At 57.8% G+C, this 24584-nt stretch carries 17 protein-coding genes and 1 pseudogene; 13 read left to right on the top strand and 5 right to left on the bottom strand.

Annotation, left to right across the window (positions count from 1 at the left end; translation table 11 throughout):
- Positions 1-23: 23 nt before the first annotated feature.
- From GS614_RS12625 to GS614_RS12615, 3 genes and pseudogenes are all read left to right on the top strand, one after another.
- Positions 24-968, top strand: coding sequence for a PDR/VanB family oxidoreductase (locus tag GS614_RS12625; protein WP_171726472.1), 945 nt, complete (start codon positions 24-26; stop codon positions 966-968).
- 423 nt (positions 969-1391) lie between these two features.
- Entirely contained in the window at positions 1392-3218 is a 1827-nt protein-coding gene (locus tag GS614_RS12620; RefSeq protein ID WP_171726471.1) for a BCCT family transporter, read from the top strand.
- A gap of 306 nt (positions 3219-3524) precedes the next feature.
- Positions 3525-3962, top strand: a pseudogene (locus GS614_RS12615) (FAD:protein FMN transferase); the annotation flags it as partial.
- A 47-nt stretch (positions 3963-4009) separates the two neighbouring features.
- Here the strand turns inward: GS614_RS12615 and GS614_RS12610 are convergent.
- From GS614_RS12610 to GS614_RS12595, 4 genes are all read right to left on the bottom strand, one after another.
- A complete protein-coding gene (locus tag GS614_RS12610; protein WP_171726469.1) occupies positions 4010-4801 on the bottom strand; it encodes a xanthine dehydrogenase family protein subunit M in 792 nt (263 codons plus the stop codon).
- Between the two features lie 132 nt (positions 4802-4933).
- A complete protein-coding gene (locus tag GS614_RS12605; RefSeq protein ID WP_171726468.1) occupies positions 4934-7294 on the bottom strand; it encodes a xanthine dehydrogenase family protein molybdopterin-binding subunit in 2361 nt (786 codons plus the stop codon).
- Positions 7295-7374: 80 nt separating this feature from the next.
- On the bottom strand, positions 7375-7857 hold the full coding sequence (locus tag GS614_RS12600) for a (2Fe-2S)-binding protein (protein ID WP_171205170.1): 483 nt from the start codon (positions 7855-7857) through the stop codon (positions 7375-7377).
- 28 nt (positions 7858-7885) lie between these two features.
- A complete protein-coding gene (locus GS614_RS12595; protein WP_171726467.1) occupies positions 7886-8410 on the bottom strand; it encodes a CoxG family protein in 525 nt (174 codons plus the stop codon).
- A 509-nt stretch (positions 8411-8919) separates the two neighbouring features.
- On the opposite strand from GS614_RS12595, the gene GS614_RS12590 reads away from it, so the two are divergent.
- The 3 genes from GS614_RS12590 to GS614_RS12580 are packed head-to-tail and all read left to right on the top strand — an operon-like array spanning position 8920 to position 13036.
- Positions 8920-9603: a response regulator transcription factor gene (locus tag GS614_RS12590; protein ID WP_171726466.1), complete on the top strand. Its 684-nt coding sequence runs from the start codon at positions 8920-8922 to the stop codon at positions 9601-9603.
- A 46-nt stretch (positions 9604-9649) separates the two neighbouring features.
- Entirely contained in the window at positions 9650-10819 is a 1170-nt protein-coding gene (locus GS614_RS12585) for an FIST N-terminal domain-containing protein (RefSeq protein ID WP_171205167.1), read from the top strand.
- Positions 10820-10822: 3 nt separating this feature from the next.
- The gene (locus GS614_RS12580; protein WP_171726465.1) at positions 10823-13036 is read left to right on the top strand and encodes a PAS-domain containing protein; all 2214 of its coding nucleotides are present in this window, start codon (positions 10823-10825) and stop codon (positions 13034-13036) included.
- Between the two features lie 44 nt (positions 13037-13080).
- Here the strand turns inward: GS614_RS12580 and GS614_RS12575 are convergent, their stop codons facing one another.
- On the bottom strand, positions 13081-14010 hold the full coding sequence (locus GS614_RS12575; protein WP_253285361.1) for a LysR family transcriptional regulator: 930 nt from the start codon (positions 14008-14010) through the stop codon (positions 13081-13083).
- 144 nt (positions 14011-14154) lie between these two features.
- Here GS614_RS12575 and GS614_RS12570 point away from each other — a divergent pair, with 144 nt between their 5' ends.
- The 7 genes from GS614_RS12570 (at position 14155) to GS614_RS12540 (ending at position 24580) form a co-directional block, all read left to right on the top strand.
- Positions 14155-15162: a TAXI family TRAP transporter solute-binding subunit gene (locus GS614_RS12570; protein ID WP_171119318.1), complete on the top strand. Its 1008-nt coding sequence runs from the start codon at positions 14155-14157 to the stop codon at positions 15160-15162.
- 80 nt (positions 15163-15242) lie between these two features.
- Positions 15243-17456 carry a TRAP transporter fused permease subunit gene (locus GS614_RS12565; RefSeq protein ID WP_171169690.1) on the top strand — a complete coding sequence of 738 codons (2214 nt, stop codon included), beginning with the start codon at positions 15243-15245 and terminating at the stop codon, positions 17454-17456.
- A 1-nt stretch (position 17457) separates the two neighbouring features.
- On the top strand, positions 17458-18696 hold the full coding sequence (locus GS614_RS12560) for an FAD-binding oxidoreductase (RefSeq protein ID WP_171169688.1): 1239 nt from the start codon (positions 17458-17460) through the stop codon (positions 18694-18696).
- A gap of 39 nt (positions 18697-18735) precedes the next feature.
- Positions 18736-19476, top strand: a complete 741-nt coding sequence (locus tag GS614_RS12555) for an aspartate/glutamate racemase family protein (RefSeq protein ID WP_171169686.1) — start codon at positions 18736-18738, stop codon at positions 19474-19476.
- A 163-nt stretch (positions 19477-19639) separates the two neighbouring features.
- Positions 19640-21817, top strand: coding sequence for a Tex family protein (locus tag GS614_RS12550; protein ID WP_171726464.1), 2178 nt, complete (start codon positions 19640-19642; stop codon positions 21815-21817).
- Positions 21818-21989: 172 nt separating this feature from the next.
- On the top strand, positions 21990-23387 hold the full coding sequence (locus GS614_RS12545; RefSeq protein ID WP_171726463.1) for a bifunctional enoyl-CoA hydratase/phosphate acetyltransferase: 1398 nt from the start codon (positions 21990-21992) through the stop codon (positions 23385-23387).
- On the top strand, positions 23384-24580 hold the full coding sequence (locus GS614_RS12540; RefSeq protein ID WP_171726462.1) for an acetate/propionate family kinase: 1197 nt from the start codon (positions 23384-23386) through the stop codon (positions 24578-24580). Before GS614_RS12545 ends, GS614_RS12540 begins: the two co-directional genes overlap by 4 nt.
- The last annotated feature ends 4 nt before the right edge of the window (positions 24581-24584 follow it).

Here is a 24584-nt window from a genome sequence, read left to right as displayed (position 1 = left end):
ACCGAGAACGAACAGGATGTGTGATGGATACACAAGTTGCCCGCCTCGTGCGCAAAACACGGCTGAGCCCGGACACGTCCGATTTTTGCTTTGAAATCGAAAACGGCCGCTTCACAAGCCTTCAACCCGGCGCACATGTCGATATCCATCTGGCCGACGATCTGGTGCGGCAGTATTCACTGTGGAGTTGGAGTCAGGACGGCCGTGTAATCAATGTCGCCGTCAAACGCGAAGATGAAGGGCGTGGCGGCTCGGTGGCCATGCACGCGCTTCAAGAAGGGGCGATGGTCGAAATCGGCGGGCCGCGGAATCACTTCAAACTCGAAAACCACGATCGGCATGTCACGTTGATCGCAGGCGGCATCGGGGCGACTCCGCTGGTTGCAATGGCGCGGGAGCTGATGAACCGCGGGCATGATTTTCAGGTCTACTACCTTGTAAGATCGAAAGAATTTGCAGCGATGGACGCGCAGTTCAGGGCCCTTGGGCTGGAGGAATGGTATCATTTGCATTGCGATGACACAGACGGCAGGTTTGATCTGGCATCGGTCATGCAATCGATGCCCGTCGGTGCGGATGTGTATACCTGCGGACCTGAACCGATGCTGAATGCTGTTCTGGAAGCAGGTGCATCCTTGCGTGGCGGGGCAATCCATTTTGAACGATTTGCACCCGCCTCTGACATCGACCACGACCCAAACGCGGAATTTCAGATCGAAATTCAGTCAACCGGCGCGGTCTACCCGGTCGGAAAGGAGGAAACCATTCTCGAAGTATTGCAGAACAACGGCGTGCAGGTCGATTTCGGCTGCTCTGAAGGGTTGTGCGGGTCATGTATCGTTGACGTTGTGTCAGGACACGTCGATCACCGCGACGGAATACTTACACCGCAAGAGCAGGAAAGCCACGAATTCCTGTGCACCTGCGTTTCGCGGGCCAAGTCCGATAAACTGGTCCTGAAGCTGTGAAGGACGCAGTGGTCACAACAAATCATGGCGCCGTAGTGTTCTCGCTAACATCGCAATCGAGTGAATTCGGTGGTCGCTTCATGTGATCGAAGTGTCGGATTCTCAAGTTAGAACATCTCACCCTTGCTATAGGTTTTTCGAAACTGGAAACCCAACAACCACTTTGGATGCTGCGACGATATTCAACCACAGGCTGACTTACCACTTAGGACCGGTGATGACAGCAGGCAGCAAGTAATCGGAGGAAATTTGCAGTAAGAGACGTAATGGGAGCACGCGTTATTACTGCAAGCCCAAGTTTGGGCTGAACACAACTCAACATCGGTTTGTGCAACGTGCATGATTGTCCACGTCGTGCAACGCGATGTTTTCCAGCACTTTTTCAGAAGAACAAAACGACACACTCGAGGAGGAACGCGCGATATGTCGATACCCGAACCTTTCACGGACGTTGAAATAGAAACGGCTGATTCCGGATTCTATGAAAACTACAGCGTCCCAATTGCCCTGATCAGCAAGGCCATCATGGTCGGGCTGGTCCTGTGGGCCCTGGTTTTCCCAGCGAATGCAAACAGCACATTGGGCAGCCTGAACAGTCAGTTGCTGGAGGTTTTCAACAGCTTCTACATCGTCATTGTCGGTTTTTTCTTCTTTTTCCTTGCCGTTGTTGCGATCATTCCGTCCACGGGTCGTCGGATCATGGGAACGCCGGGGGAAAAGCCCGAGTTTTCGAACTTCTCATGGTTCTCCATGATGTTCGGTGCCGGTCTTGGTGTGGGGCTCATGGTTTTCGCCACAGCAGAACCGCTGGGCCTTTGGGGATCTAACCCGGTTGTTGTTTCCGGCGCGGTCGAAGGTAACACACCTGAGGCATTGCAATCGGCTTACCGCTTCACTTTCCTGCACTATGGCTTCCACGCCTGGGCGATCTATGTCGTGACCGGCCTGTCGTTGGCTTACTACGCTTACACACGCGACATGCCTCTGACGATCCGCTCGGCGCTGACTCCGCTGTTTGGCCGTTTCGTCAACGGCTTTTTCGGCCACGTGGTCGACGTTTTGGGCGTTGTCGCGACGATCCTCGGCGTGTCCGTAACCATCGGTTATGGCGTCAGCCAGTTCATCGACGGACTTTATGCGATCACCGGCATGCAGTGGATCATGGATTTGGGTGGCGAGGTGCCGACCCCCAGCAAGGTTGGTCTGATTTCAGGCTTGGTCGTCATCATGGGCCTGTCGATCATTTCGGCGGTATCCGGTGTTGGCCGGGGTGTTAAGTACCTGTCCAACCTGAATCTGGTGCTGTCGATCATCTTGTTGGGCACTTTCGTGGTCTTCGGCTCGTTTGTCTTTGCCATGACCACTTATGGTACTGCCATGGTCGATTACATCCTGCACTTCCTGTCACTCAGCTTTAACGCCTATGGTCCGCTGTCGGCCGAAGCATTCGCAGCGGCCCTGCCGGCCGAGGCGCAAGCACATGCCGCAGACCTGATGGGTGGGGCGACCAACGCCTGGGGCAGCTTCGACGGCTTCAAAAGCGGTCTGGAAGGTGCAGCAGCCGAGTTGGACGAAGCAACCTTGGCCGCGGCTTATGCTGCGGGTGAGCAAGGTCGTCAATTCGGCTGGCAGGCAGGCTGGACCACCTTCTACTGGGCATGGTGGATCGCGTTCTCGCCCTTCGTGGGTCTGTTCCTGGCGCGCATCTCCAAAGGTCGCACCGTCCGCGAGTTCATCTTGGGCTGCGTGTTCGCACCTGCACTGGTGTGTTTTGCCTGGATGACCGTTCTCGGCGGCACAGCGATCGATCTGGAACTGGCAGGCGCGGCAGAAGGCGCGATCATCGGTGCATCGAACACCAACAAGCTGTTCACCACACTGTCCTACATGATCGACGGTGGGCTATTGTCCATGCTGAACGTCATGTGCGTGATCCTGATCATGACCTTCCTGGTGACTTCGGCGGACTCGGGTATTCTGGTGATGAACACCATCATGTCGGGTGGTAGCCAGGAAACCGGTATCAAGCACCGCATCATCTGGGGTGTGATCCTGACGGCAGTGATCGGTGCGCTGATCCTGGCGGCGGGTGAAAACAACCCTATGGACGCGCTGCGCAATGCCATGATCATCGGTGCGCTTCCGTTCACCATGGTGATGGGCCTGATGTGCGCATCGCTGGCCAAGGCGCTGTTCCGCGACAGTCAGCGTGACAAGCACTCTGCCAGCAGCACGCAGGCAGCCGAGTAAGGCGTAGGCACAAGAAAAACCTGGTCAGGCCGCCCGATCTGGGCGGCCTGTTCTTTTTTGGCAAAGCGTCGCCTTTGACGTGAAAAACCCCAATATCACCCCGAGGCCAAAGCCGCACTGATCGGCGAACCAAATCTGCCCCCTGTCGACCGGCCGCATGCCCCGTACGTCCGCCGCCCTTGGCTGACGTGGTGACAGTTTGCACACCGGACCGGCGGGGCCGCATCACCCGCCGGGGTCGATTTCCTTGCGGCTGCAACTTTGGATGAAAGGCCGCCTTAGGGCTATGGGCAGGGACTAGCGCTTACCTTGAACGGCATCGCTCAAGGTTTCGCCACCGATCTGGTCGTTCGCGCCTTGCGCAAGGCTGGGTGGGGCAAGGTTTTGGTCAATATCGGAGAGCATTATGCAAGTAGCCATCAGTGGCTGCTGGGTGTCTCGGATCCAGTGTACGGACCTGTCGAAGTCACGCATTTGAAAGACCGCGCCATCGCTACGTCCAGTCCCGGCGCCATGCGTCTGCGGTCCGGCAGTGCTCACGTAATCGACCCGATGGGCGAAAACGCTCCGCTTTGGTCAACGGTCAGTGTCCAGGCACCGGATGCTACAACGGCAGACGCGCTTTCAACGGCATTCTGTCATGCTTCTGAGGCTGAAATAGCAGCGACCCTTGCGCGGGCAGCCGGCGAGCGCATCGCGATCTGTGTGCGCCCCAATGGAAAAGTGGTGACACTGCAAAGATAAAAAGCCCCGGATCACACCGGGACTTTTCGATTTTACCGACCAATTCTTTACAAGCAGTCTTCAACCGCGCGTTTGGTCATGACCGAAACAAGATGGGCTCGATACGCCTTGCTCCCATGCAGATCCGCAATCATGTTCGCCGGATTTACACGCAGGTCCATAAGGGCATCAGGGCGAAACTCCTTGTTCAGCGCCTGTTCAGCCTCGGACCACCGGAAAACGCCGTCCTCGCTCGCGCCGGTAACCGCGACGCGTACGCCGTCCGCAAAGCGAGCCAGGTAGACCCCAACAAGCGCAAAACGCGACGCTGGCTGAAGGAATTTCCGGTAGCTCGCGGCTTGCGGTACCGGGAAACGGATTGATGTGATGATTTCACCCTCATCCAGTGCTGTCGTGAACATTCCCTGGAAAAAGTCATCGGCGGCAATCTGGCGCGCATTGGTCACGATAGTCGCCCCTGATCCCAATACGCCTGCCGGATAGCAGGCCGCAGGGTCATTGTTGGCAACCGAGCCGCCAATCGTCCCGCGGTTGCGGACTGCCGGATCGCCAATCTGACCGGCCAGCGCTGCAAGCGCTGGATACGACCCTGCGGCCTCGCGGGCGACGACAGCGTGGGGCGTCGCGCCACCGATCGACACCGATCCGTCATCCTCGATGCAAACGCCTTGCATCTCGGGAATTCCGCTGACCGACACCAACTTGGACGGGGCCGCCAACCGTTGCTTCAATGTTGGGATCAGCGTCTGTCCGCCCCCCAACGCCTGCGCATCCTCGGCGGCCAGTGCAGCAACCGCATCAGCGATGGTCGAGGGTTTCTCAAACTCGAAACTGTACATTTCGTCTTTCCTTTCCGAAAGGCGCGGATCCGCCCTTCATCTGGCTGTAAATATCTCGGGGGTCGTTTTTGGTTGCGCCATTGGTTCGAGAAACCAATGGCGACGGGCTGACCCCCGGTCCGCTCTCTCCACTCAACCGTTCATCGCCACCCAAACGCGCGACGGGCTGACCGGCATGTCGATATGGTCCACCGCCTTGCCGCCCGAATTCAGCGCGTCAAGAACCGCGTTGACGACCGCAGGTGGCGACCCGATCGCACCGGCTTCGCCACAGCCCTTTACGCCCAAGGGATTGTGCGTACATGGCGTCTGGCTGGAATGATCTACGCCGTAGAATGGCACGTCATCCGCACGCGGCATCGCATAGTCCATGAAGGACGCACTCAGCAGCTGGCCGTTTTCGTCATAGGCACAGTTCTCAAGCAGCGCCTGCCCGATGCCCTGACCGATACCGCCATGGACCTGACCATCCACGATCATCGGATTGATGATGTTGCCGAAATCATCCGCCGCAGTGAATTTCTCGATGCTGACCTGACCGGTTTCCGGATCGACCTCGACCTCGCAGGCATAGGCGCCTGCCGGGAAGGTAAAGTTGGCCGGATCATAGAAAGCGGTTTCCTCCAATCCAGGCTCCACTTCCAGCGGATAGTTGTGCGGGACATAGGCCGTCAGGGTCACATCGCCCCAGGCCACTGACTTATCAGTACCCGCAACGCTGAACTGGCCGTCCTTGAGCTCGATATCGGCCTCGGATGCCTCCAGCAAGTGGGCGGCGATCTTCTTGGCCTTGTCGATCACCTTTTCGGTCGCCTTGACCATGGCCGAGCCACAGACCGCCAGCGAACGCGAACCGTATGTGCCCATACCGAACGGGATTTTCGAGGTATCGCCATGTACGATCTCGACCATCGACTCGTCGATACCGATCATGTCGGCCACCACCTGCGGAAAGGCCGTCTCGTGTCCCTGTCCATGGCTGTGCGCGCCGACCATGACGCTGATGGAGCCTGTCGCATTAACCCGAACAGTTGCTGCATCATAGAGGCCCGCTCGGGCCCCGAGCATGCCGACAATGTTGGAAGGCGCGATGCCGCAGGCCTCGATATAGCAGTTAATGCCCAAACCCCGAAGCTTGCCGTTGGCTTCACTTTGCGCGCGCCGCGCTGCAAAACCTGCCAGATCGGCGGCGGCCTCAAGCTTGTCCATCGTTCCGTTGTAGTCCCCGGTGTCATAGGTCAGCGCCACCGGCGTGTCGTAGGGGAACTGCGTGATGAAGTTCTGTCGACGCAGGGCGATCGGATCGGCACCCAGTTCGCGCGCGGCTTTGTCGATCACACGTTCCAGCTGGTACGTCGCCTCGGGGCGGCCTGCGCCGCGATAGGCGTCCACCGGCACCGTATTGGTGAACATTGCCTTCACGTTCACCTGAATGACCGGCGTCTTGTAGTTGCCCGCCATCAGCGTGCCGTGCAGCCAGGTCGGGACCGAGCTGGAGAAGGTGGATAGATACGCGCCCAAATTGGCGTAAGTGTTGGTACGCAGGCCGACGAAATTGTTGTCGGCATCCAGCGCCAGCTCGATCTTGCTGACATGGTCGCGGCCCTGTGCATCCGACATGAACGCCTCGGACCGGCTGGCCGTCCACTTGACCGGGCGGTTGCAGGCCTTGGCGGCGAAGGTGCAGAATGCCTCTTCCGCATAGTGGAAAATCTTGGTGCCGAAACCGCCGCCCACATCCGGCGCCACGACGCGGACCTTGTGCTCGGGCAGGCCGAGCACAAAGGCGCACATCAGCAGCCGGATCACATGCGGGTTCTGCGACGTAGTATAGAGCGTGTATTCATCCGTGCCCCGACTGTATTCCGCCACGGCCACGCGCGGTTCCATCGGGTTGGCGACCAGACGGTTGTTCACAAGCTCCAGCGTGGTGACATGCGCGGCGTTGGCAAACACCTCGTTCACCTTGGCATCGTCCGCCTCACCCAGTTGCCAGTCATAGCAGATGTTGTTCTTCAGATCGTCATGGACCAACGTCGCGCCATCCTGCGCGGCTGCCTTCATTTCGATCACCGCGGGCAGTTCCTCGATATCCACTTCGATGGCCTCTGCCGCGTCGCGGGCCTGCTCAAGGCTGTCGGCCACAACGGCTGCGATCGGGTCGCCCACATGACGCACTTTGCCTTGCGCCAGAATGGGGTGCGGCGGCTCTTGCATCGGCGCGCCGTGCTTGTCGGTGACTTCCCAGCCGCAGGGCATGCCGCCCACGCCTTCGAAATCCTTGCCGGTAAACACCTTGACCACACCCGGCATGCCTTCGGCCGCCGAAGTGTCCACGGATTTGATCCGGCCATGCGCGATGTCGGACCGCAGAAAATGCACATAGGCCTGGCCATGTACGTTGATGTCGTCGGTATAATTGCCTGCTCCGGTCAGAAAGCGCACGTCCTCGCGCCGCTTGGAACTGGCTCCGATGCCACTGTCTTTGGGCATTGCTTGTTCTCCTCCCATAAACGGATGCTGCTGCATCCTTCACTCATCCCACGGGCGTGCTTCCGACGCCCGCAGCGGCATCATTCCGCAGCGATGCTGCCCACGTCCTGGCCGGATGCGGCCATGATCGCCTTGACGATGTTGTGATACCCGGTACAGCGGCACAGGTTGCCCTCCAGATACTTCCGGATTTCGGCCTCGGTCGGGCGCGGGTTCTCTTTCAGCAGCGCGGCGGCGCTCATCACCATGCCCGGAGTGCAGAATCCGCATTGCAGACCGTGGTGATCCTGAAACGCCTGCTGGATCACGTTCAACGACCCATCCGAATTGGCCTGACCTTCGATCGTGCCGACATCAGCCCCATCTGCTTCGGCAGCCAGCATGTTGCACGATTTCACCGCTTCGCCATTCACATGCACCACGCAAGCGCCGCATTGCGCAGTGTCACACCCCACATGCGTGCCCGTCAAAGACAGATGATCGCGCAGAAAACCGGACAGCAATGTCCGGCCCTCGACGTCTCCGCTTACGGCTTTGCCGTTCACGGTCATGGAAATTTTCATGACTTTCTCCTCCCTGAATTCCAAAGGATTAACCGCCTAACACGCGCTTGATCCAACCTTTCTTTTCTTCCCCGGACTCGCCTTCTTCCGAGGTTTCGGGCTCGGGCGCATCCTGAGGTTCGACCGCATTCTGAAAGTTCTCAAAGAACTGGTCGGCCATTTTTCTGGCAACCCCATCGATCACGCGCCCCCCCAACTGAGCCAGTTTGCCACCGACGCGTGCATCGACCGCGTAGGTCAGCAGTGTGCCTTCGGGGGCATCCGACAAGGTGACGTCGGCCACGCCTTTGGCAAATCCGGCCGCTCCTCCCTTACCTTCACCCGATAACTTCACGCTTTCAAGCTCCACGAGATCAGAAAGGGTTACAGAGCCTTTGAACGTCGCTTTGACCGGGCCTACTTTCTGCACGACGGTGGCCTCGAACCCGTTTTCGATCGAGCCTATCATCTCCTGACATCCCGGCACGCATTCCTTCAGAACTTCTGCCGACAAGAGCGAGGCCCAGACTTTGGATCGCGGCGCGGCGATGACGCGGCTGTCATTGAGTTCCATTTCACTTCTCCAAGTATATTTTTGTTACGCTACGCGGTGTTCGCAGCCTTGCCTATAAGACCTTGGGTGTAGTCACCGCAGCGCGGGCGGCGAATGTGTATGGCCGTGACGTTTGAATATTTCGGCGATGCGCCCTTCCTGCGACATCGCTTATTTGGAAACACCAGCATCATAGCTGTGTAACCGAAAATTGAAACGCGACTGATATTGGCTCAGGTCGCCAGCAGTTCTGATATCCTGGACGTCGGATAGTGCATTCACTGCGGTGGGCGACCAAGACGGAGTAGAAAACTTGGTCGTTCCTGACATGCTCGGGCATCGCCGGGCAGCCTGCAACCCGGACAAGAGAACGGCGAGCTGATCCGGTTCAGTTACAGAACATGTCACACGCTTCTGATCCTGATCCGGGGTGCGCGTTGTTATACGACCTTCCGCCAGTATGCGTGGTTTTCATTCGTTGCTAGGATTGGTTAGGCTGGAGACCATTTGAATGCAAAAGGCTATACCAGATGTTTGCTGAATCCGCCGCGCGCAATGATTTCGATAACGTTCTGATCGTTGATGACCATCCGTTGTTTTGCGACGCCTTGTCGATGACTCTGCAAAGTGTGGCTCAGATCCGGGAAGTCCATACGGCAGACCGACTGGAGGATGCCTTGGATCTGCTGGCAAGTGGGCTGAAGCCCGATGCGGTCATGCTGGATCTCAATTTGCCGGATGTGGACGGTCTGGAAGGTCTGATCCGCTTGAAGGCTTCCACGGACGCACCGGTAATCGTGGTGTCGTCGCTGACCGACAACCGCGTCGTCAGCCAGGTGATACAGGCCGGCGCATCGGGCTATGTCCCCAAGCACAGTCAGCGCAACGTGTTCCGTACTGCATTCGAGACCGTGCATGCCGGTGACGTCTTCGTGCCGGAAGGCTGCGTTTTGATCGACACAGAGGAAGACGACGAACACGGCGAAGCGGTCAAACGACTGGCGACACTGACAAATCAGCAGGCGCGCATCCTGCAACTGATCTGCGAAGGCAAACTGAACAAGCAAATCGCCTATGACTTGTCGATTGCGGAAACGACGGTCAAAGCGCATGTGACCGCAATAATGCGAAAACTGGGTGTCCAAAGCCGAACGCAGGCGGTTCTGATCGTCAAGAAAGCGTCCTTTGCCAGTGTCTTGCAAGACCAAGGCTAAGCGTCATACTCTCACGTCATCGTCGCGCTTTTAGGGAGGAGGCACGATGGACCAAGCAGTCGGGTGGGCAACAGCCCGGGCCCGTACGCCAGGCATCGTCAAAACGGCTTTTGCACGCCACGACACCGGGCAGTCGATCGAGACACTCAAACGCCAGTTGGGTGATGACGCACTTGCGCTTGTCATTCTTTTTGTCAGCCCGAACGCCGATGCATCCGTGGTGATCGCGGATGCCGAACGCGCCTTTGCGCCGACCCCGATTGTTGGTTGCACCACCGCCGGAGAGCTGGCGGATAATGGGTATTGCGAAGATCAGATCGTCGCGATCGGCCTGCCGCAATCCCATTTTGACATACGCACGGTTCTTGTTCCGGATCTGAACGAATTCGATTCCGACAGCATCATCAAAGAGATGATCCACAACAGAAATGCGATGATGGTAAACGCGCCCGACTGGAGCCATGAATTCACGTTCCTGATGATTGACGGGCTATCGACAAAAGAAGATGAACTGACGTCGGAATTGGCTGTGGGGCTGGGACCGGTGCCATTGTTCGGCGGTTCGGCGGGGGATGGAACCAAATTCGGGCGCACATATGTTCTGTATCAGGGGCAGGCAAGAAGCAACGCAGCCGTACTCACGCAGGTTCGCACGCCGTGTCCGATCAAGGTGTTCAAAACCGATCACCTTCTGCCCACCGCCCATCGCATGGTCGTGACCAAGGCAGACCCGGCAAAACGCATCGTTCAGGAAATCAATGCCGAACCCGCTGCCCGCGAATACGCCCGTATTCTCGGCAAAGACCCGGAACAGCTCACCACATTCACATTCGCGGCCCATCCAGTCGTTGTGCAAATAGGCGGGCAACACCATGTCCGCGCGATCCAGCAGGTGGCAGGAAATGGCGATCTCGTCTTTTTTTCGGCGATTGACGAAGGCTTGGTCCTGACGCTGGCAGAACCTCGGGACATGGTTGAACATCTACAGGAAGAAATCAGCCTGTTGACCGAGAAGCAGCTACCCGACACCATTTTGGGTTGTGACTGCATCCTTCGTCGGCTGGAGGCCCAGCAAAAGCAGAAGACGCACGCGATCTCGGACATCCTGTCCCGCCATCACGTGGTCGGTTTCTCGACTTATGGAGAGCAATTCAATTCGATCCATGTGAACCAGACCCTGACCGGCGTGGCGATATACCCGCCCGAGAAAGAGTAAGGTATGATCGAGCATCTCACAGACCCCTCGGACTCACTTGATCGTCAGAACGAGAAGCTTAGGAAAATCGCCGAAGCCCTGATGCGGCGGGTCGAAGAATCCACCAATGCCTCTGGCGCGGCTTATGCTCAGTTCCAACGGGCGGCGGTGCTTGAACAAGAGGTCCGCGCCCGAACGGATGACCTTGAGCGCGCGCTTGAGCTTCTGAATGACTCCAACGCCAGGTTGGCGCAGGCCAACAAGGAAACCGAAGCGGCGCGCGCAGATTTGGCAAATGCGATCGAAACGGTGCAGGAAGGCTTTGCCCTGTTCAATCGTGACGAAGAACTGGTGCTGTGCAACAGCCGGTTCGGGATGCATATGCCCGACATTCAGGAACAGCTGAACCCCGGCTTGCGCTTTGCTGAATACGTGGAACTGGTCAGCCAATCCGGGTTCCTGTCCTTGCCAGAGACAATGACCCCGGGGGACTGGGCCAAAAGCCGCCTGGATCGTCACGCAGATGACCACGTGGTGTTCAATGTTCGTCTTTCTGGCAATCGGTGGTCGCAAGTGTCCGAACACCGCACGCCAGACGGGGGCACCGTGATTCTGCAAACCGACGTGACAGACATCATGCGGATCGAACGGCAAGAAAGGGATCGCATTCTTGACGACAAGGCGCGGTTGATCCGCGCCACGCTTGAACATATCGATCAGGGCGTCTGCATCTTTGACAACAAGCACCGCATGATCGGGTGGAACACCCGCGCAAGCGAACTTTTGGCCATTCCGATCACGCAGTTTCAGATGGGCACGCGGTTTGAAACCCTGTCCAATCGCCTGGGCGACAACATCAGCTTTCAGAAAGGCATAACCGAGGCGGATCTGCTGGATTGGGTCAGCCGACCAACCTATCGCCGCCCTCTTCAGTTCCAGATGCATCGGGGGCGATCGAAAATCCTGTCGGTCTTTGCCCAGGAAATGCCCGATCGGGGCTTTGTGATTTCCTTTACCGATGTAACTGCGGAACGGAGGTCTGCGCAGGCTTTGTATGAAGCCAAGGAGCTCCTGGAACAACGTGTGGCGTCACGCACAATGGAACTTGCGGACGCGCTGAACGAGGCTGAACGGGCGAACGCGTCAAAATCGCGTTTTGTGGCCGCCGCCAGCCATGACCTGTTGCAACCTCTGTCTGCTGCAAAGCTCTATGTTGCGTCACTGGGCAGCGGTTTGGACACTGACACCGCCCGAACTGTCGCAGCAAAAGCAGAAAGCGCCCTGAACAGTGTCGAACACATTCTCGAAGCCCTGCTGGACATCTCAAAGCTGGATTCCGGGCGGGCCAAGGCGCATCTGTCCACGGTGTCGGTGGGCGAGCTTTTCTTGCAGATGGAAGACGCATTCAAGCCCGTCGCCCAGGCCAAGGGTTTGAGTTTGCGTTTTGTTGACACAAAGGCTCGGGTCACAAGCGATGCCAGTTACCTTCGGCGGATATTGCAGAACCTGCTTTCAAACGCGATCCGGTATACCGAGACCGGGAAAGTTCTTGTTGGTGTCAGGCATCGCAAGAACGCAATTGCTTTGGAAGTCTGGGACACGGGCATCGGCATAGCATCAGATCAAAGAGATATCGTGTTTCAGGAATTTCAGCGTTTGCATTCAGATGCCAGCGCCGCCGAAGGCATGGGATTGGGTCTTGCGATTGTCGAGCGGGCCTGCGGGTTGCTACAACACCCCATCCACCTGTTTTCCGAAGTTAGAAAGGGCACGGGGTTTTCGGTCGAAATACCTTTAGCCCGGGCGAAACCAGAGGTTTCTCTCTGCTCTTCAGTGGTACAAAAACCAAACTCGAATGTGCTGGGCAACACCGTCGCCCTGTTGATCGAAAACGATGAAAACCTGCGCGGCGCGTTGACCATGACCATCGAATCCTGGGGCGTCGAAGTTCTTGAATGCGAAAGCGAAAGCGAAGCGATTGGCCTTCTGCGCGAAATAGGTATCCTGCCAGATTTTGTTGTCGCAGACTATCAATTGAACAACGGGAAAACAGGTACGGACGCCATGCGTGCCCTGACGGATGAATTCGGGCATTTGCCCGGCTGCATTATTTCAGCCAATCGATCACAAGAGCTTGTCCAGCAGTGCAAACAAGCAAAGCTGCCGCTGTTCTACAAACCGATAGATGCGCAACAGCTCAAATCGACGCTGGAGGCCTCTGTTGCGCGCGGCATCTGAGTTCTTCAGGTTGTCGCCTGCGTCACAGTGCGGTCGCGTGTCTTTCAGAAATCTTCCGTCCGCGGGTTCGCGTTGGTCTGATCCAGCATCGATACAACTTCCGCCTTCCACCCCGCTTTTATTTTCAGCGCCAATTGCGACGGGGGGCGGTGATCCGGCGACAGGATGGCGTATTCGTATCTGAGGGGGTCCTTGAAAGGCAGGAATACCACACGGCCATGCGAGATGTTCAGTTTCCGTTCCGTCGCGACGGTTAACGGATCGACAATCGAGCAGCACTGCCCCGATCCAACAAACGGAATAAGCGGAAGAAAATACTGGCACGTCACACTTGGTTTGTAAGTGGCGGCAACCATCTGAAAAGCGCGTTGCACTTTCTTCTGAAAAGGGTGGGTGTCGTACAGTCCACCCATTGGCACATCATCGAGATCCGAAATCGTCACAGCCTTTTCTTTCGCCAACGGGTTGTCCCGATCCATTGCGCAAAAGCAGTCTCCGCTGATGATCTCTGCCGTGAATTGCGGCTTCTTTCCGACCGCGTGTTCGAAATCAGCAAACCCGAAATCAATGTTCTGAGTGCCTGCAAGTTCCATTATCTGTGGCGAACTGCGGGTTGACAGCGTAACCCGGATGTCCGGGTTCCCGCCAACTGAACGGCTGATGAAATTCGGGAAGGCAAAAATGGACGGTCCCGGCATGGCGGCAATGTTCAGATTGCCCGAACTTCCTTTAAGAAGCCCGTGCATCGTGCTGGAAACCGTAGATAATCTGTCCAGTATTCCGGTGGTCTCGGCCAGCAGGTAATGCGCCTCTGGCACTGGGATCAGACGCCGGCCTTTTCGTTCGAACAGGGTCAGTCCAAGACTTCTTTCCAGGTTCTTGATTGCTAGGCTGATAGCAGGTTGTGTCCTGTTCAGCTTCTTTGCGGTTTGAGAGATGGACCCGGTTTCCATCACCTCACGAAAAACGGTCAATTGAGCAAGGTTCATGTTTAATATATAAGCGAAACTTTCGTTTTGTTAAATATAACAAATTTGTATTTATGCTAAAACTCCATAGGCTGAACGGATCAGAATTCGGACAAACCGAATCCAATGATCCACAACTGGGAGCTTACGATGAGATTGATGAAATGCCTGACGGGTTTGGCTTTGGCGGGTGCATTGGCTGCACCGGCGCTTGCACAGGACCCAACCTTTTTCCGCATCGGCACCGGCGGTGCAGGCGGCACTTATTTCCCGATCGGCGGGACCATCGCCAACGGAATTTCGGCCCCTCCGGGCTCACGCCCCTGCGAAGAGGGCGGCCAATGCGGCGTGCCCGGGTTGATCGCGATTGCACAGTCGACAACGGCGTCAGTCTTCAACAATGCCGCCGTGCAAAACGGCGAGCTTGAGGCCGGCCTGGCCGCGGCAGATGTAACCCGTTCGATGTATCTGGGTGAGGGCAAGTTTGAAGGCAAACCCCACCCGAAACTGCGCATCGTCGCAAACCTGTTCCCGGAAGACCTGCACCTGGTTCTTCCCGCAGGTCAGACGATCAACGATCTGAGTGATCTCAAAGGCAAGCGCGTTGGTATTGCCCAAGCTGGTTCCGGCACGCAGGTGGCCGTGTTGCAAATGCTGGAAGCATGGGGCGTCAACCGTGACAACATGGATGAGGCCGAGTTGAACAACAGCCAGAGCGCCGAGCGTCTGGCCGATGGCCAACTGGACGCCTATTTCTACGCAGCGGGATGGCCGGTTGCCGCGATGGTGCAGTTGTCTTCGACCAAGGGCATGAACCTGCATTCCTTCAGCGATGAAGATTTGGCAAAGATCAACGAGATCATTCCTGCCTATATCCCGTCCGCTATCCCGGGTGGTGTATATGAAGGCATCGATTCCGAAACCAAGACCCCCGCGGTAAGCGCGATGCTGGTTGTTTCATCGGATCTGTCCGAAGATCTGGTCTATCAGCTGACCAAGGCCCTGTGGAACGACAACACGCGCAAGCTGCTGGACAACGGCCACGCAAAAGGCAAGCAGATCACGCCTGATACTGCGCTCGACGGCGTCGAGGCGCTGGGTGTTCCGCTGCATCCGGGTGCCGAGAAATTCTATAAAGAAGCCGGTCTTCTTCAATAACCACACCTGACTGTAACCTGTCGTCGGTGCCCCTTCCCGGGGCACCGCACTCTGGAATCATGCGAAATCGGGGGGCCATCATGTCCGAGACCCAGAAACTTGATGACCACGAACTGACGGCCGAGGAACTGGCGGCCATCGAAGAACAGTTCGACGAAGGCGCCGCTGTCCGGCAGGTCACGCCCACGGCAGGCAAGGTGTTGCGTGTCGTCGCCCTGATCTTTGCATTCTACGAATTCTTCACGGCTGGCTTCGGTTTGCCTGCCGACCACTGGCACATGGGCATCTATCTGGCTCTGCTGTTCATTCTGGTCTACGCCACGATCCCGATTGTCGGGGCCAAAAGCCTTTATGCTCTCAAAGTCAGTCGCTTCCGCATCGGCAACGTCCCTCTTTATGATCTGGTGTTCATGGCGCTTGGCATCATCGCCGCACTTTACGTTGGTTTCGCCTGGCGCGGCATCCCGTTCCTGGGGATCGAGGAACAAACCTTCCGCATGGGCAACCCAAACATCTATGATGTGATCCTCGGCGTCATCATCATCCTTCTGGTATTGGACATTGCGCGCCGCACGCTGGGTTGGGTATTGCCGCTGATCATCTGCGTATTCATCTCATACGCGCTGATGGGCCCCTATTTTCCCGGATTGCTGCAACATCCGGGCGTGAACTTCAAAACCTTCGTATCGTCAATGTACTTCCCGCAGGAAGGAATCTATGGCGTGACGCTTTGGGTCGTTTCGACCATCGTGTTCCACTTTGTCCTGTTCGGCGTGATCGCTCAGCGAACGGGGCTTGGACAACTGTTCATTGACAACGCAACCATTTTGGCGGGTCGCTATACAGGCGGTCCGGCCAAAGTGTCGGTGGTATCCTCGGCCTTTTTCGGCACGATCTCGGGCTCTTCGGTGGCCAACACCGTTTCGACCGGCGCGCTGACAATTCCCAACATGAAGCGCCTTGGATATCCCGGTCACTTTGCAGGCGGGGTCGAGGCCGCGTCTTCGGCCGGTGGTCAGATCACTCCGCCCATCATGGGCGCTGCGGCCTTCATCATGGCCGAGTTCCTGGAGGTGCCCTATACCACAATCGTGATCGCAGCGATCTTTCCGGCGATCCTGCACTATGTCGGCGTCTTTGCCGTGGTGCATCTGATGGCACGCAAGCTGAACCTGCAAGGTCTGGCGAAAGAGCAATTGCCGCAGCTCAAGGCCGTCTGGGCCGAGGGTTGGGCCAATATCGTGCCGCTGATCGGTCTGCTGGTGGTTCTGTTCACTGGATACACGCCCTTCATGTCGGCCTTCTGCGGCATATCTCTGGCGGTGATCGCGGGCATGTCGCGGATCAAGCAACCGCCAACACTGATCTACGCAGCGGCGTTCTTGGCCTTCGTGCTTTGGAAGTTCTCCGACGGTGGGTTCGACCTGTCAATGACCGCGATTCTGTGCGGATTGTCGGTAATCGCCACGCTGAACCCGCAGAAGCGGATCGAAGTGCCCGAGATGCTGCAAGCGGTTGAGTTGGGTGTGAAATACTCTCTGGCCGTGGGCGCTGCAGCCGCTGCGGTAGGTATCGTCGTTGGTGTGATCAACACAACCGGTATCGGTTTCCGCATCGGGTTCATGGTTACTCAGGGCGCAGGAAACCTCGCCGCGGACCTTTACAACATGATTTCGTTCGGCAGCTGGCAATTGTTTGCGATGGAAGACCTGCAATTGTTTATCTCGCTGGTCTTCATTGCCATCGTTTGCATCCTGATGGGTGCCGGCATCCCGACCACGGCGCTGTACATCATGCTCGTCTCGGTGGCGCAGCCGGCGCTGGCGCAGTTGGGGGTTCCACCCATCGCCAGCCATCTGTTCGTGTTGTATTACGGCGTGGTCTCCGAGATCACACCTCCGGTCTGTACGTCGGCCTATGCGGCGGCGGCGATTGCGAATTCCAACCCGTTCCGCACCGGGCTGTCCGCCTTTACGCTGGGACTGGGCAAGGTCATCGCGCCAATGGCGTTCGTCTATGCGCCGGTTTTGCTGTTCGTGTCTTCCACCGGGTTCGATCTTTGGGAATTCACCTATACCGCCGCCAGCTGTATTGCCGGCGTCATCGCCCTTTCGGCAGCGGTCGTGGGGTATTGGTTGCAGCCACTCAACCTCGTGTCGCGCATCCTGATGGCCATTGCCGGGATTATCTTCGTGGCGCCCACGCTGACGGCTGACCTGATCGCATTGGCGGTGGCGTCTCCTGTCATCGTCACACAGGTGATCGCCCGCAGCCGATTTCAAGCAACGGTCTGACATGCCTGAACAAGTGACCATCATCGGCGCCGGGATCGTCGGTCTGTGCTGTGCGCTCTCGTTGCAGGAGCGCGGTATTGCCGTGCGTCTGATCGACCGTGGAGAACCGGGGCAGGAGACATCGTTCGGCAATGCCGGTGTCGTCTCGCCCTGGTCGGTCATTCCACAGGCCACGCCGGGTATCTGGAAAACGATCCCCGGGATGCTGTTGGACCCGAAAAGCGCGTTGACCGTCAGACCTTCGTACTGGCCCAGGATGATACCCTGGGGCCTGAGGTTCCTGAAGAATTCAAGCGTGAAATCCGTACGCAATATCTCGGACGCAATGGAGGTGCTGTGCCGCCCTTCGATAGATCTGTACCGAAGACATCTGCAAAATACCGGGCACGAAGACCTTATTGTTGATTCCAACTATATCCACGCGTTTCGCAACCCGGATCAGGCTGACCTGAAAGAACTGGGATATCTGATCCGGCAGGAAAAAGGCGGACATCTAGAGCGGATCGACGGACCGGAATTGCGCCGGATCGAACCTGCGTTGTCCAGAGATTTCAAGGCTGCGATCCTGATCAAGGGACAGGCGCGGGTCACGTCTCCTGGCCGGGTCGGTGCGGTTTTGGCCGACAAGACACGTCAACAAGGCGCCGAGTTCGTGCGGACAGAAGTCAAAGAATTAAAGCGCACGGAAGACGGACAATGGCACTTAACGTCACCGGCCGGCGCGCTTCACGCCGATACTGTCGTGCTGGCCGCCGGGGTTTGGTCTGCCGGGTTGCTGAAACCTTTGGGTTTGCCCGTGCCACTGGTGGCCGAGCGTGGATACCATGTCCAATTCCCGACCCCCTCTGCCAGCCTGGAAAACTCGGTGATGGACGTGGACGCCAAGGTGGTGGCCAGTTCAATGCAGGACGGTCTGCGTGTGGCGGGCACGGCCGAATTCGGCAGCATCGACGCGCCGCCGGATCCACGCAAACAGTCGCTTCTGTCCGCACAGGCCCGCGCAATGATGCCGGATCTGAACACCTCGGATACACAGTTCTGGATGGGCAGACGCCCGTCTTTTCCCGACAGTTTGCCTGCGATCGGTCCGGTTGAGGGGCACAAGGGCCTGTTCACCGCCTTTGGTCATTCCCATTACGGTTTGATGATGGCCCCCAAAACAGGTGAGTTGGTGGCTGATCTGGTGTCAGGGCAACGCCTCAACATCCCATTGGATTCATTCGCCTTGTCGCGATTTTGACGCGCAACAACCACCGTTTCGAAGAAGGATTACCCCATCATGCCGATCTATCAGGGTGGACAGAATATCTGCGGAGCCTCTATCGGGGTTTTGTGTTTGGAAAGCTATTTTCCCAAACCTCCCGGTCATATCAAGAACCCTTCCAGCCTGCCATTCCCGGTGCTGTACGAGATGATAGATGGCGTCACGGTGCCTACGCTGCTGAACAATCCGACGCCTGATCTTCTGAACCCCTTCATAAAAGGCGCGCAACGGCTTGAGGCTGAGGGCGTGCGCGCCATTACCGGAAGTTGCGGGTTTCTCGCCCTGTTCCAAAAAGAGTTGGCTGCGGCCGTATCGGTGCCTGTCTTCGCTTCGAGCCTGATACAGGTGCCGTTGGCCTTTCACATGACCGGGGCCACCGCACCGGTCGGGGTGATTACAGCAGATTCGTCAGCGCTGACGCAACGCCATTTCGAAGGCGTTGGAGCGGGGGGTGTTCCGGTGGCCGTACAGGGTCTGGAACACACCAGTGAGTTTGCCGAAGTCATCCTGCGCAACGCGCGCACCCGTATGGACACAGATCTGATCGAGGCCGAAGTGCTGGACGCTGCACGCAGGCTGAAGCGCGAAACACCTGAAATACGCTCTGTGGTATTGGAATGCACGGATCTTCCGCCTTATGCAAAACGCATTCAGGAAGACCTGAAACTGCCGGTCTTTGACCTGACGACGCTGGCGCAAATGGCGCACAATGTAGGCGCGCGCACAGGGTATTGCGGGCTGATGCCGTGGGGCTGAGGCCCTTGCAGGCTCGTGTTTTCGTCCAATGGCTCAGACATGTCGAATAGCCGCGAAAACAGTCGCTATTTGCCGATGCTTTTCGACGGACCGGCACATGGGACTTTCCCTTGCTGAAACGGCTGGTTAAGAAGCCCTTCCATTGCCGTTTCAGGAGGCCCCCTTGGACCGTATCGCCCGCACCATAGCCACCGAGATCAATGCACGTCCCGATCAGGTCGGTGCTGCGATCAATCTATTGGACGACGGAGCGACGGTTCCCTTTGTCGCCCGCTATCGGAAAGAAGCAACCGGTGGGTTGGACGACACCCAATTGCGCCTTCTGTCCGAGCGTTTGACCTATCTGCGTGAGCTTGAGGCACGGCGGGAAACCATCCTGAAGTCGATAAAAGAACAGGGGAAGCTGACCGAAGATCTGAGTAAATCGATAGCTCGGGCAGAAACCAAGGCACAGCTGGAAGACATCTATCTTCCTTACAAGCCCAAGCGGCGCACCAAGGCGATGATCGCGCGTGAAAACGGGCTGGAACCCCTGGTCGAAGCCATTCTGGCCGATCGCGATGCGGACCCGGAAACACTGGCCGGGGCATACCTGAGCGAGGCCGTTGCCACCCCTCGTGACGCGCTGAACGGCGCGCGGGACATTCTGACCGAACGATTGACGGAAAATGCGACTCTGCTGGGTGAGTTGCGGGCCTTCATGCAGCGCGAGGCACTGCTCAGTGCAAGGGTTGTCGACGGGAAAGAACAGGAAGGCGCCAAGTTCAGTGATTATTTTGACCATTCCGAACGATGGGCGGATGTTCCGTCGCATAGGGCATTGGCGATGCTGCGGGCGTCAAAAGAGGGCATTGTTTCACTTGATATCGCGCCGGAACCGGAGTTCGGGGCAGCCCGGGCCGAATCCATCGTGGCCGCGCATTTGCAGACCCGTGGCCAAGGACCGGGTGATGCCTGGTTGCGCAAGGTGGCCGGGTGGACATGGCGGGTCAAGCTTTCGCTGTCGATGATGGTCGAACTGATGGCCGAACTACGCAGTCGGGCACAGGACGAGGCAATTCAGGTCTTTTCACGCAACCTCAAAGACTTGCTGTTTGCTTCTCCGGCGGGTGCCAAGGCCACTTTGGGCCTCGATCCCGGCATCCGCACCGGCGTGAAAGCGGCGGTGGTTGACGCAACGGGCAAGGTCGTGGCCACTGACACGTTATATCCCTTTCAACCCAAAAACGATTTGCGCGGAGCGCAGGCTGCCATCCTGAATCTGATCTCGGCCCATCAGATCGAACTGATCGCCATCGGAAACGGAACAGCGAGCCGCGAAACCGAACGGTTGGTTGCGAATACGCTGGCTCTGCTCCCCAAGGCGGTAAAAGCGCCAACCAAGGTGGTCGTGTCCGAAGCGGGGGCTTCGGTCTATTCCGCGTCGGAACTGGCAGCACGAGAGTTTCCCGATCTGGACGTTTCGCTGCGTGGGGCGGTGTCCATCGCCCGGCGATTGCAGGACCCTTTGGCAGAACTGGTCAAAATCGAACCGAAATCCATCGGTGTCGGGCAATATCAGCATGACGTTGACCAGCACCGCCTGTCGCAATCCCTGGATTCCGCGATCGAGGATGTCGTGAACGCGGTCGGGGTTGACCTGAACACGGCCTCTGCACCTTTGCTTGCGCGTGTGTCGGGGCTGGGCCCCGCGCAAGCCGAAGCCATCGTCGCCCATCGCGATCTGAACGGGCCGTTCCAATCGCGCAAGGACCTGTTGTCCGTTGCCGGGCTGGGGCCGCGTGCATTTGAACAATGCGCCGGGTTTCTTCGCATAAGGGACGGCGCCGAACCGCTTGATGCGTCGTCGGTGCATCCCGAAGCCTATGAAGTCGCCCGCCGCGTCGTGTCGACCTGCGGGCGGGATATCAGGCACATCATGAGCCATGAGGGGGCCTTGAAAGGCTTGCGGGCACAACAATTCGTAACCGAAGATTTCGGCCTGCCCACGGTTCTGGATATCTTTGCCGAGCTTGAGAAACCCGGACGAGACCCCCGGCCCAGCTTTGTCACGGCCACTTTCGCGGATGGCATCGAAGAGATAACCGATCTGAAGCCCGGAATGGTTCTTGAGGGCACCGTGACAAACGTGGCGGCCTTTGGGGCTTTTGTGGATGTGGGCGTTCATCAGGACGGTCTGGTTCACGTCAGCCAGTTGGCCGACCGCTTCGTCAAGGACCCGCATGAGGTCGTCAAGGCCGGGCAAGTCGTGAAAGTGCGCGTTGTCGAGGTGGATGTACCCAGAAAACGGATCGGGCTTTCGATGCGCAAACAGGGCGGCGGTGGAAAGCGGCGCGCCTGATCTGCAATCTGCACATTATCCGGGCGTAACGACATGAAGGCGTTACCCGCCGGAAATAGCGTGCAGACCGATACGGGCAGCCGGCATGCGTTGTTTTCATTGCGCGCTGAACTGGGTATCAGCAAGAGAGTTCGCAGCGCCGCCAATCGGATCGAAATGGAAACGACAGTTCATGCAGTACCACAACACGCCTTACGACAAGCTTCAGGTCGGTGATACTGCCGAGCTGGCCCGCACGTGCTCGGTCGATGATTTCTATGTGTTCGCCAACAATTCCGGTAACCACAATCCGCTTCATCTGGCCAGCGAAGACGGCGACGGCGACCACATCAACGAAGCGGTTGCCCCTGCCATGTTCGTGGGGGGCCTGATCTCGGCCGTTTTGGGGAACGTTCTGCCGGGGGCAGGGACGCTCTACAAATCGCAGCGATTTGATTTTGTGGAAAGGGCGCATGCCGGTGATGAGCTGGTATCCAAAGTCACCGTTCTGGAAAAGCGACCAAACCGGGAGGTTGTCTTTGAAACGGTCGTTACGCGCCCATCGGACGGTGCCGTGATCGTGAGCGGGCAGGCCGTTGTGATCGCGCCGGAGAAAGAGATGGTGTTCGCCGAGTTGGATCTGCCCGGGCTGGTGGTAAAACGTCATCGTCACTTTGATGCCATGCTGGAAAAGGTGCGCCCGCTGCCGCCCATGCCGACTGCCGTTGTGGCCCCGGAAGAGCCCAACGCCTTGGGTGGGGCGCTGCTGGCCGCACATGAGACGATCATCACACCCATTCTGATCGGTGACCCGGACAAAATCGCGAACGCGGCCGCCGAAATCGGAGCGTCGTTGGATGGGATTGAAATCATACCGCAGAGCGATCACGTCAATGCGGCCCATGCGGCGGTCGACCTGGTTGCAGAAGGTCGAGCGAAAGCGCTGATGAAAGGGCATCTGCATACGGATGAATTGCTGAAGGCTGCGCTCAGGCGTGAAAACGGCCTGCGCACCGGCCGCCGCTTTACCCATGTCTTTGTCATGGACGTGCCCGGACAACCCAGACCTTTGTTGGTGACGGATGCGGCGATCAATATCGAGCCGGACCTTGAAACCAAGATTGATATTGTCCAGAACGCAATCGACCTGGCCCTGTCGTTGGGGATCGAAAACCCCAGGGCGGGTGTTCTGTCTGCCATCGAAACCGTCAATCCGGCGATCCGATCCTCGGTTGATGCGGCTTTGCTGTCGAAAATGGCGGAACGCGGTCAGATCAAGGGCGGGCTTGTTGACGGCCCGCTTGCCATGGACAATGCCGTTAGCCTTGCGGCTGCGCGTTCCAAGGGGGTTGTGTCGGATGTCGCGGGCAAAACCGATATTCTGGTGGTGCCAAATCTGGATGCCGGGAACATGATGGCCAAGCAGCTGACCTATATCGCCAATGCAGAAGGGGCCGGTCTGGTCATGGGGGCCAAAGCTCCGATCATTTTGACCAGCCGCGCCGATGACGACAAAGCCCGGCTGGCATCCTGTGCCGTGGCGGCACTGCACGAAGCCTTTTCCTTACCGCGCACCGGAGCACCCGCATGACACATGTCGTGACACTGAACGCTGGATCGTCTTCCATGAAATTTGGTCTGTTCGAGCTGACCGATGACGATCCGATCATGGTGTGCACCGGCGCGGTCGAGCGGATTGGAGAGCCAGAGCCGCTTGTCAAGGCGAAGTCTTCCGACGGAAGTGTCCTTGCTAGCGGTACCGCCGGAGAAATACGCGATCACGCCGCAGCGTTGGACTGGGTTTTGAACCTGCTTGCGCGCTCATTTCCAAACAGCGACGTGACTGCGGTCGGGCATCGTGTTGTCCACGGTGGACCTGACATCGACGCTCCGGTGCCATTGACCAAGGCGTCCATTCAAGAGCTGGATAAGCTGTCCCCTTTTGCACCCTTGCATCAGCCGCACAATCTGGCCGGAGCCCGGGCCGCGATGGAACGTTTTCCGAATGCGGTTCAGATCGCCTGTTTCGATACGGCCTTTCACCGCAATCATCCGTGGGAGAATGACGTTTTTGCCTTGCCGCGCGAGTATTACGACAAAGGTGTTCGGCGATATGGCTTTCACGGGCTCAGCTATGAATTCATTTCGGATCACATGGCAAAGACAGCGCCGCTTTTGCACGAAGGGCGCGTGGTCGTGGCCCATCTGGGCAATGGTGCATCGATGTGTGCGATGATCGGAGGGCGCTCCGTCGGATCGACCATGGGGTTTTCGGCCCTTGACGGGCTGCCGATGGGGTCACGCTGTGGTCAACTTGATCCCGGCGTGGTCCTTTATCTGATGGACCAGGAAGGGCTGAGCGCTGACGAAATCTCAGACCTGTTGTTCCGGAAATCTGGGCTGTTGGGCCTGTCCGGGCTGTCCAACGATATGCGTACCCTGGAAAAGGCGGACACACGCGAAAGCCGACAGGCGATCAGCTATTTCACCTTCCGTATCCGGCGCGAGCTTGGCGCGATGGCAGCCATTCTCGGCGGTATCGACGCCTTGGTGTTTACCGGTGGGATCGGAGAAAACTCACGTCTGGTGCGTGAGCGGGTATGCTCTGGGATGGGGTGGCTGGGCATCGAGCTCAATCCTGATGCAAATGCGGACAATGACCGGATCATTTCAACCGATCTGTCCCGCGTCGTAGTGATGGCAATCCCGACCAATGAAGAACTGGTCATTGCCCGTGCGGCGGCTGACCTGTTGGCAAAACGCCCACGGCTCAGAACTGCCTAGCGAT

It is taken from the genome of Ruegeria sp. HKCCD6604 (genome assembly GCF_013110635.1).
Taxonomy (GTDB): Bacteria; Pseudomonadota; Alphaproteobacteria; order Rhodobacterales; family Rhodobacteraceae; genus Ruegeria.
The sequence above is the reverse complement of the archived record's forward strand: the minus strand, read 5'-3'. Positions and strand labels throughout refer to the sequence as shown.

Excerpts from the sequence above, each read along its gene's own strand:
- GS614_RS12560 (WP_171169688.1), top strand. The coding sequence starts at position 17,458 with ATGCCTGAACAAGTGACCATCATCGGCGCCGGGATCGTCGGTCTGTGC.
- GS614_RS12585 (WP_171205167.1), top strand. The coding sequence starts at position 9,650 with ATGGACCAAGCAGTCGGGTGGGCAACAGCCCGGGCCCGTACGCCAGGC.
- GS614_RS12540 (WP_171726462.1), top strand. The coding sequence starts at position 23,384 with ATGACACATGTCGTGACACTGAACGCTGGATCGTCTTCCATGAAATTT.
- GS614_RS12580 (WP_171726465.1), top strand. The coding sequence starts at position 10,823 with ATGATCGAGCATCTCACAGACCCCTCGGACTCACTTGATCGTCAGAAC.
- GS614_RS12570 (WP_171119318.1), top strand. The coding sequence starts at position 14,155 with ATGAGATTGATGAAATGCCTGACGGGTTTGGCTTTGGCGGGTGCATTG.
- GS614_RS12625 (WP_171726472.1), top strand. The coding sequence starts at position 24 with ATGGATACACAAGTTGCCCGCCTCGTGCGCAAAACACGGCTGAGCCCG.
- GS614_RS12545 (WP_171726463.1), top strand. The coding sequence starts at position 21,990 with ATGCAGTACCACAACACGCCTTACGACAAGCTTCAGGTCGGTGATACT.
- GS614_RS12590 (WP_171726466.1), top strand. The coding sequence starts at position 8,920 with ATGTTTGCTGAATCCGCCGCGCGCAATGATTTCGATAACGTTCTGATC.
- GS614_RS12620 (WP_171726471.1), top strand. The coding sequence starts at position 1,392 with ATGTCGATACCCGAACCTTTCACGGACGTTGAAATAGAAACGGCTGAT.
- GS614_RS12555 (WP_171169686.1), top strand. The coding sequence starts at position 18,736 with ATGCCGATCTATCAGGGTGGACAGAATATCTGCGGAGCCTCTATCGGG.
- GS614_RS12610 (WP_171726469.1), bottom strand. The coding sequence starts at position 4,801 with ATGTACAGTTTCGAGTTTGAGAAACCCTCGACCATCGCTGATGCGGTT.
- GS614_RS12595 (WP_171726467.1), bottom strand. The coding sequence starts at position 8,410 with ATGGAACTCAATGACAGCCGCGTCATCGCCGCGCCGCGATCCAAAGTC.
- GS614_RS12605 (WP_171726468.1), bottom strand. The coding sequence starts at position 7,294 with ATGCCCAAAGACAGTGGCATCGGAGCCAGTTCCAAGCGGCGCGAGGAC.
- GS614_RS12600 (WP_171205170.1), bottom strand. The coding sequence starts at position 7,857 with ATGAAAATTTCCATGACCGTGAACGGCAAAGCCGTAAGCGGAGACGTC.
- GS614_RS12565 (WP_171169690.1), top strand. The coding sequence starts at position 15,243 with ATGTCCGAGACCCAGAAACTTGATGACCACGAACTGACGGCCGAGGAA.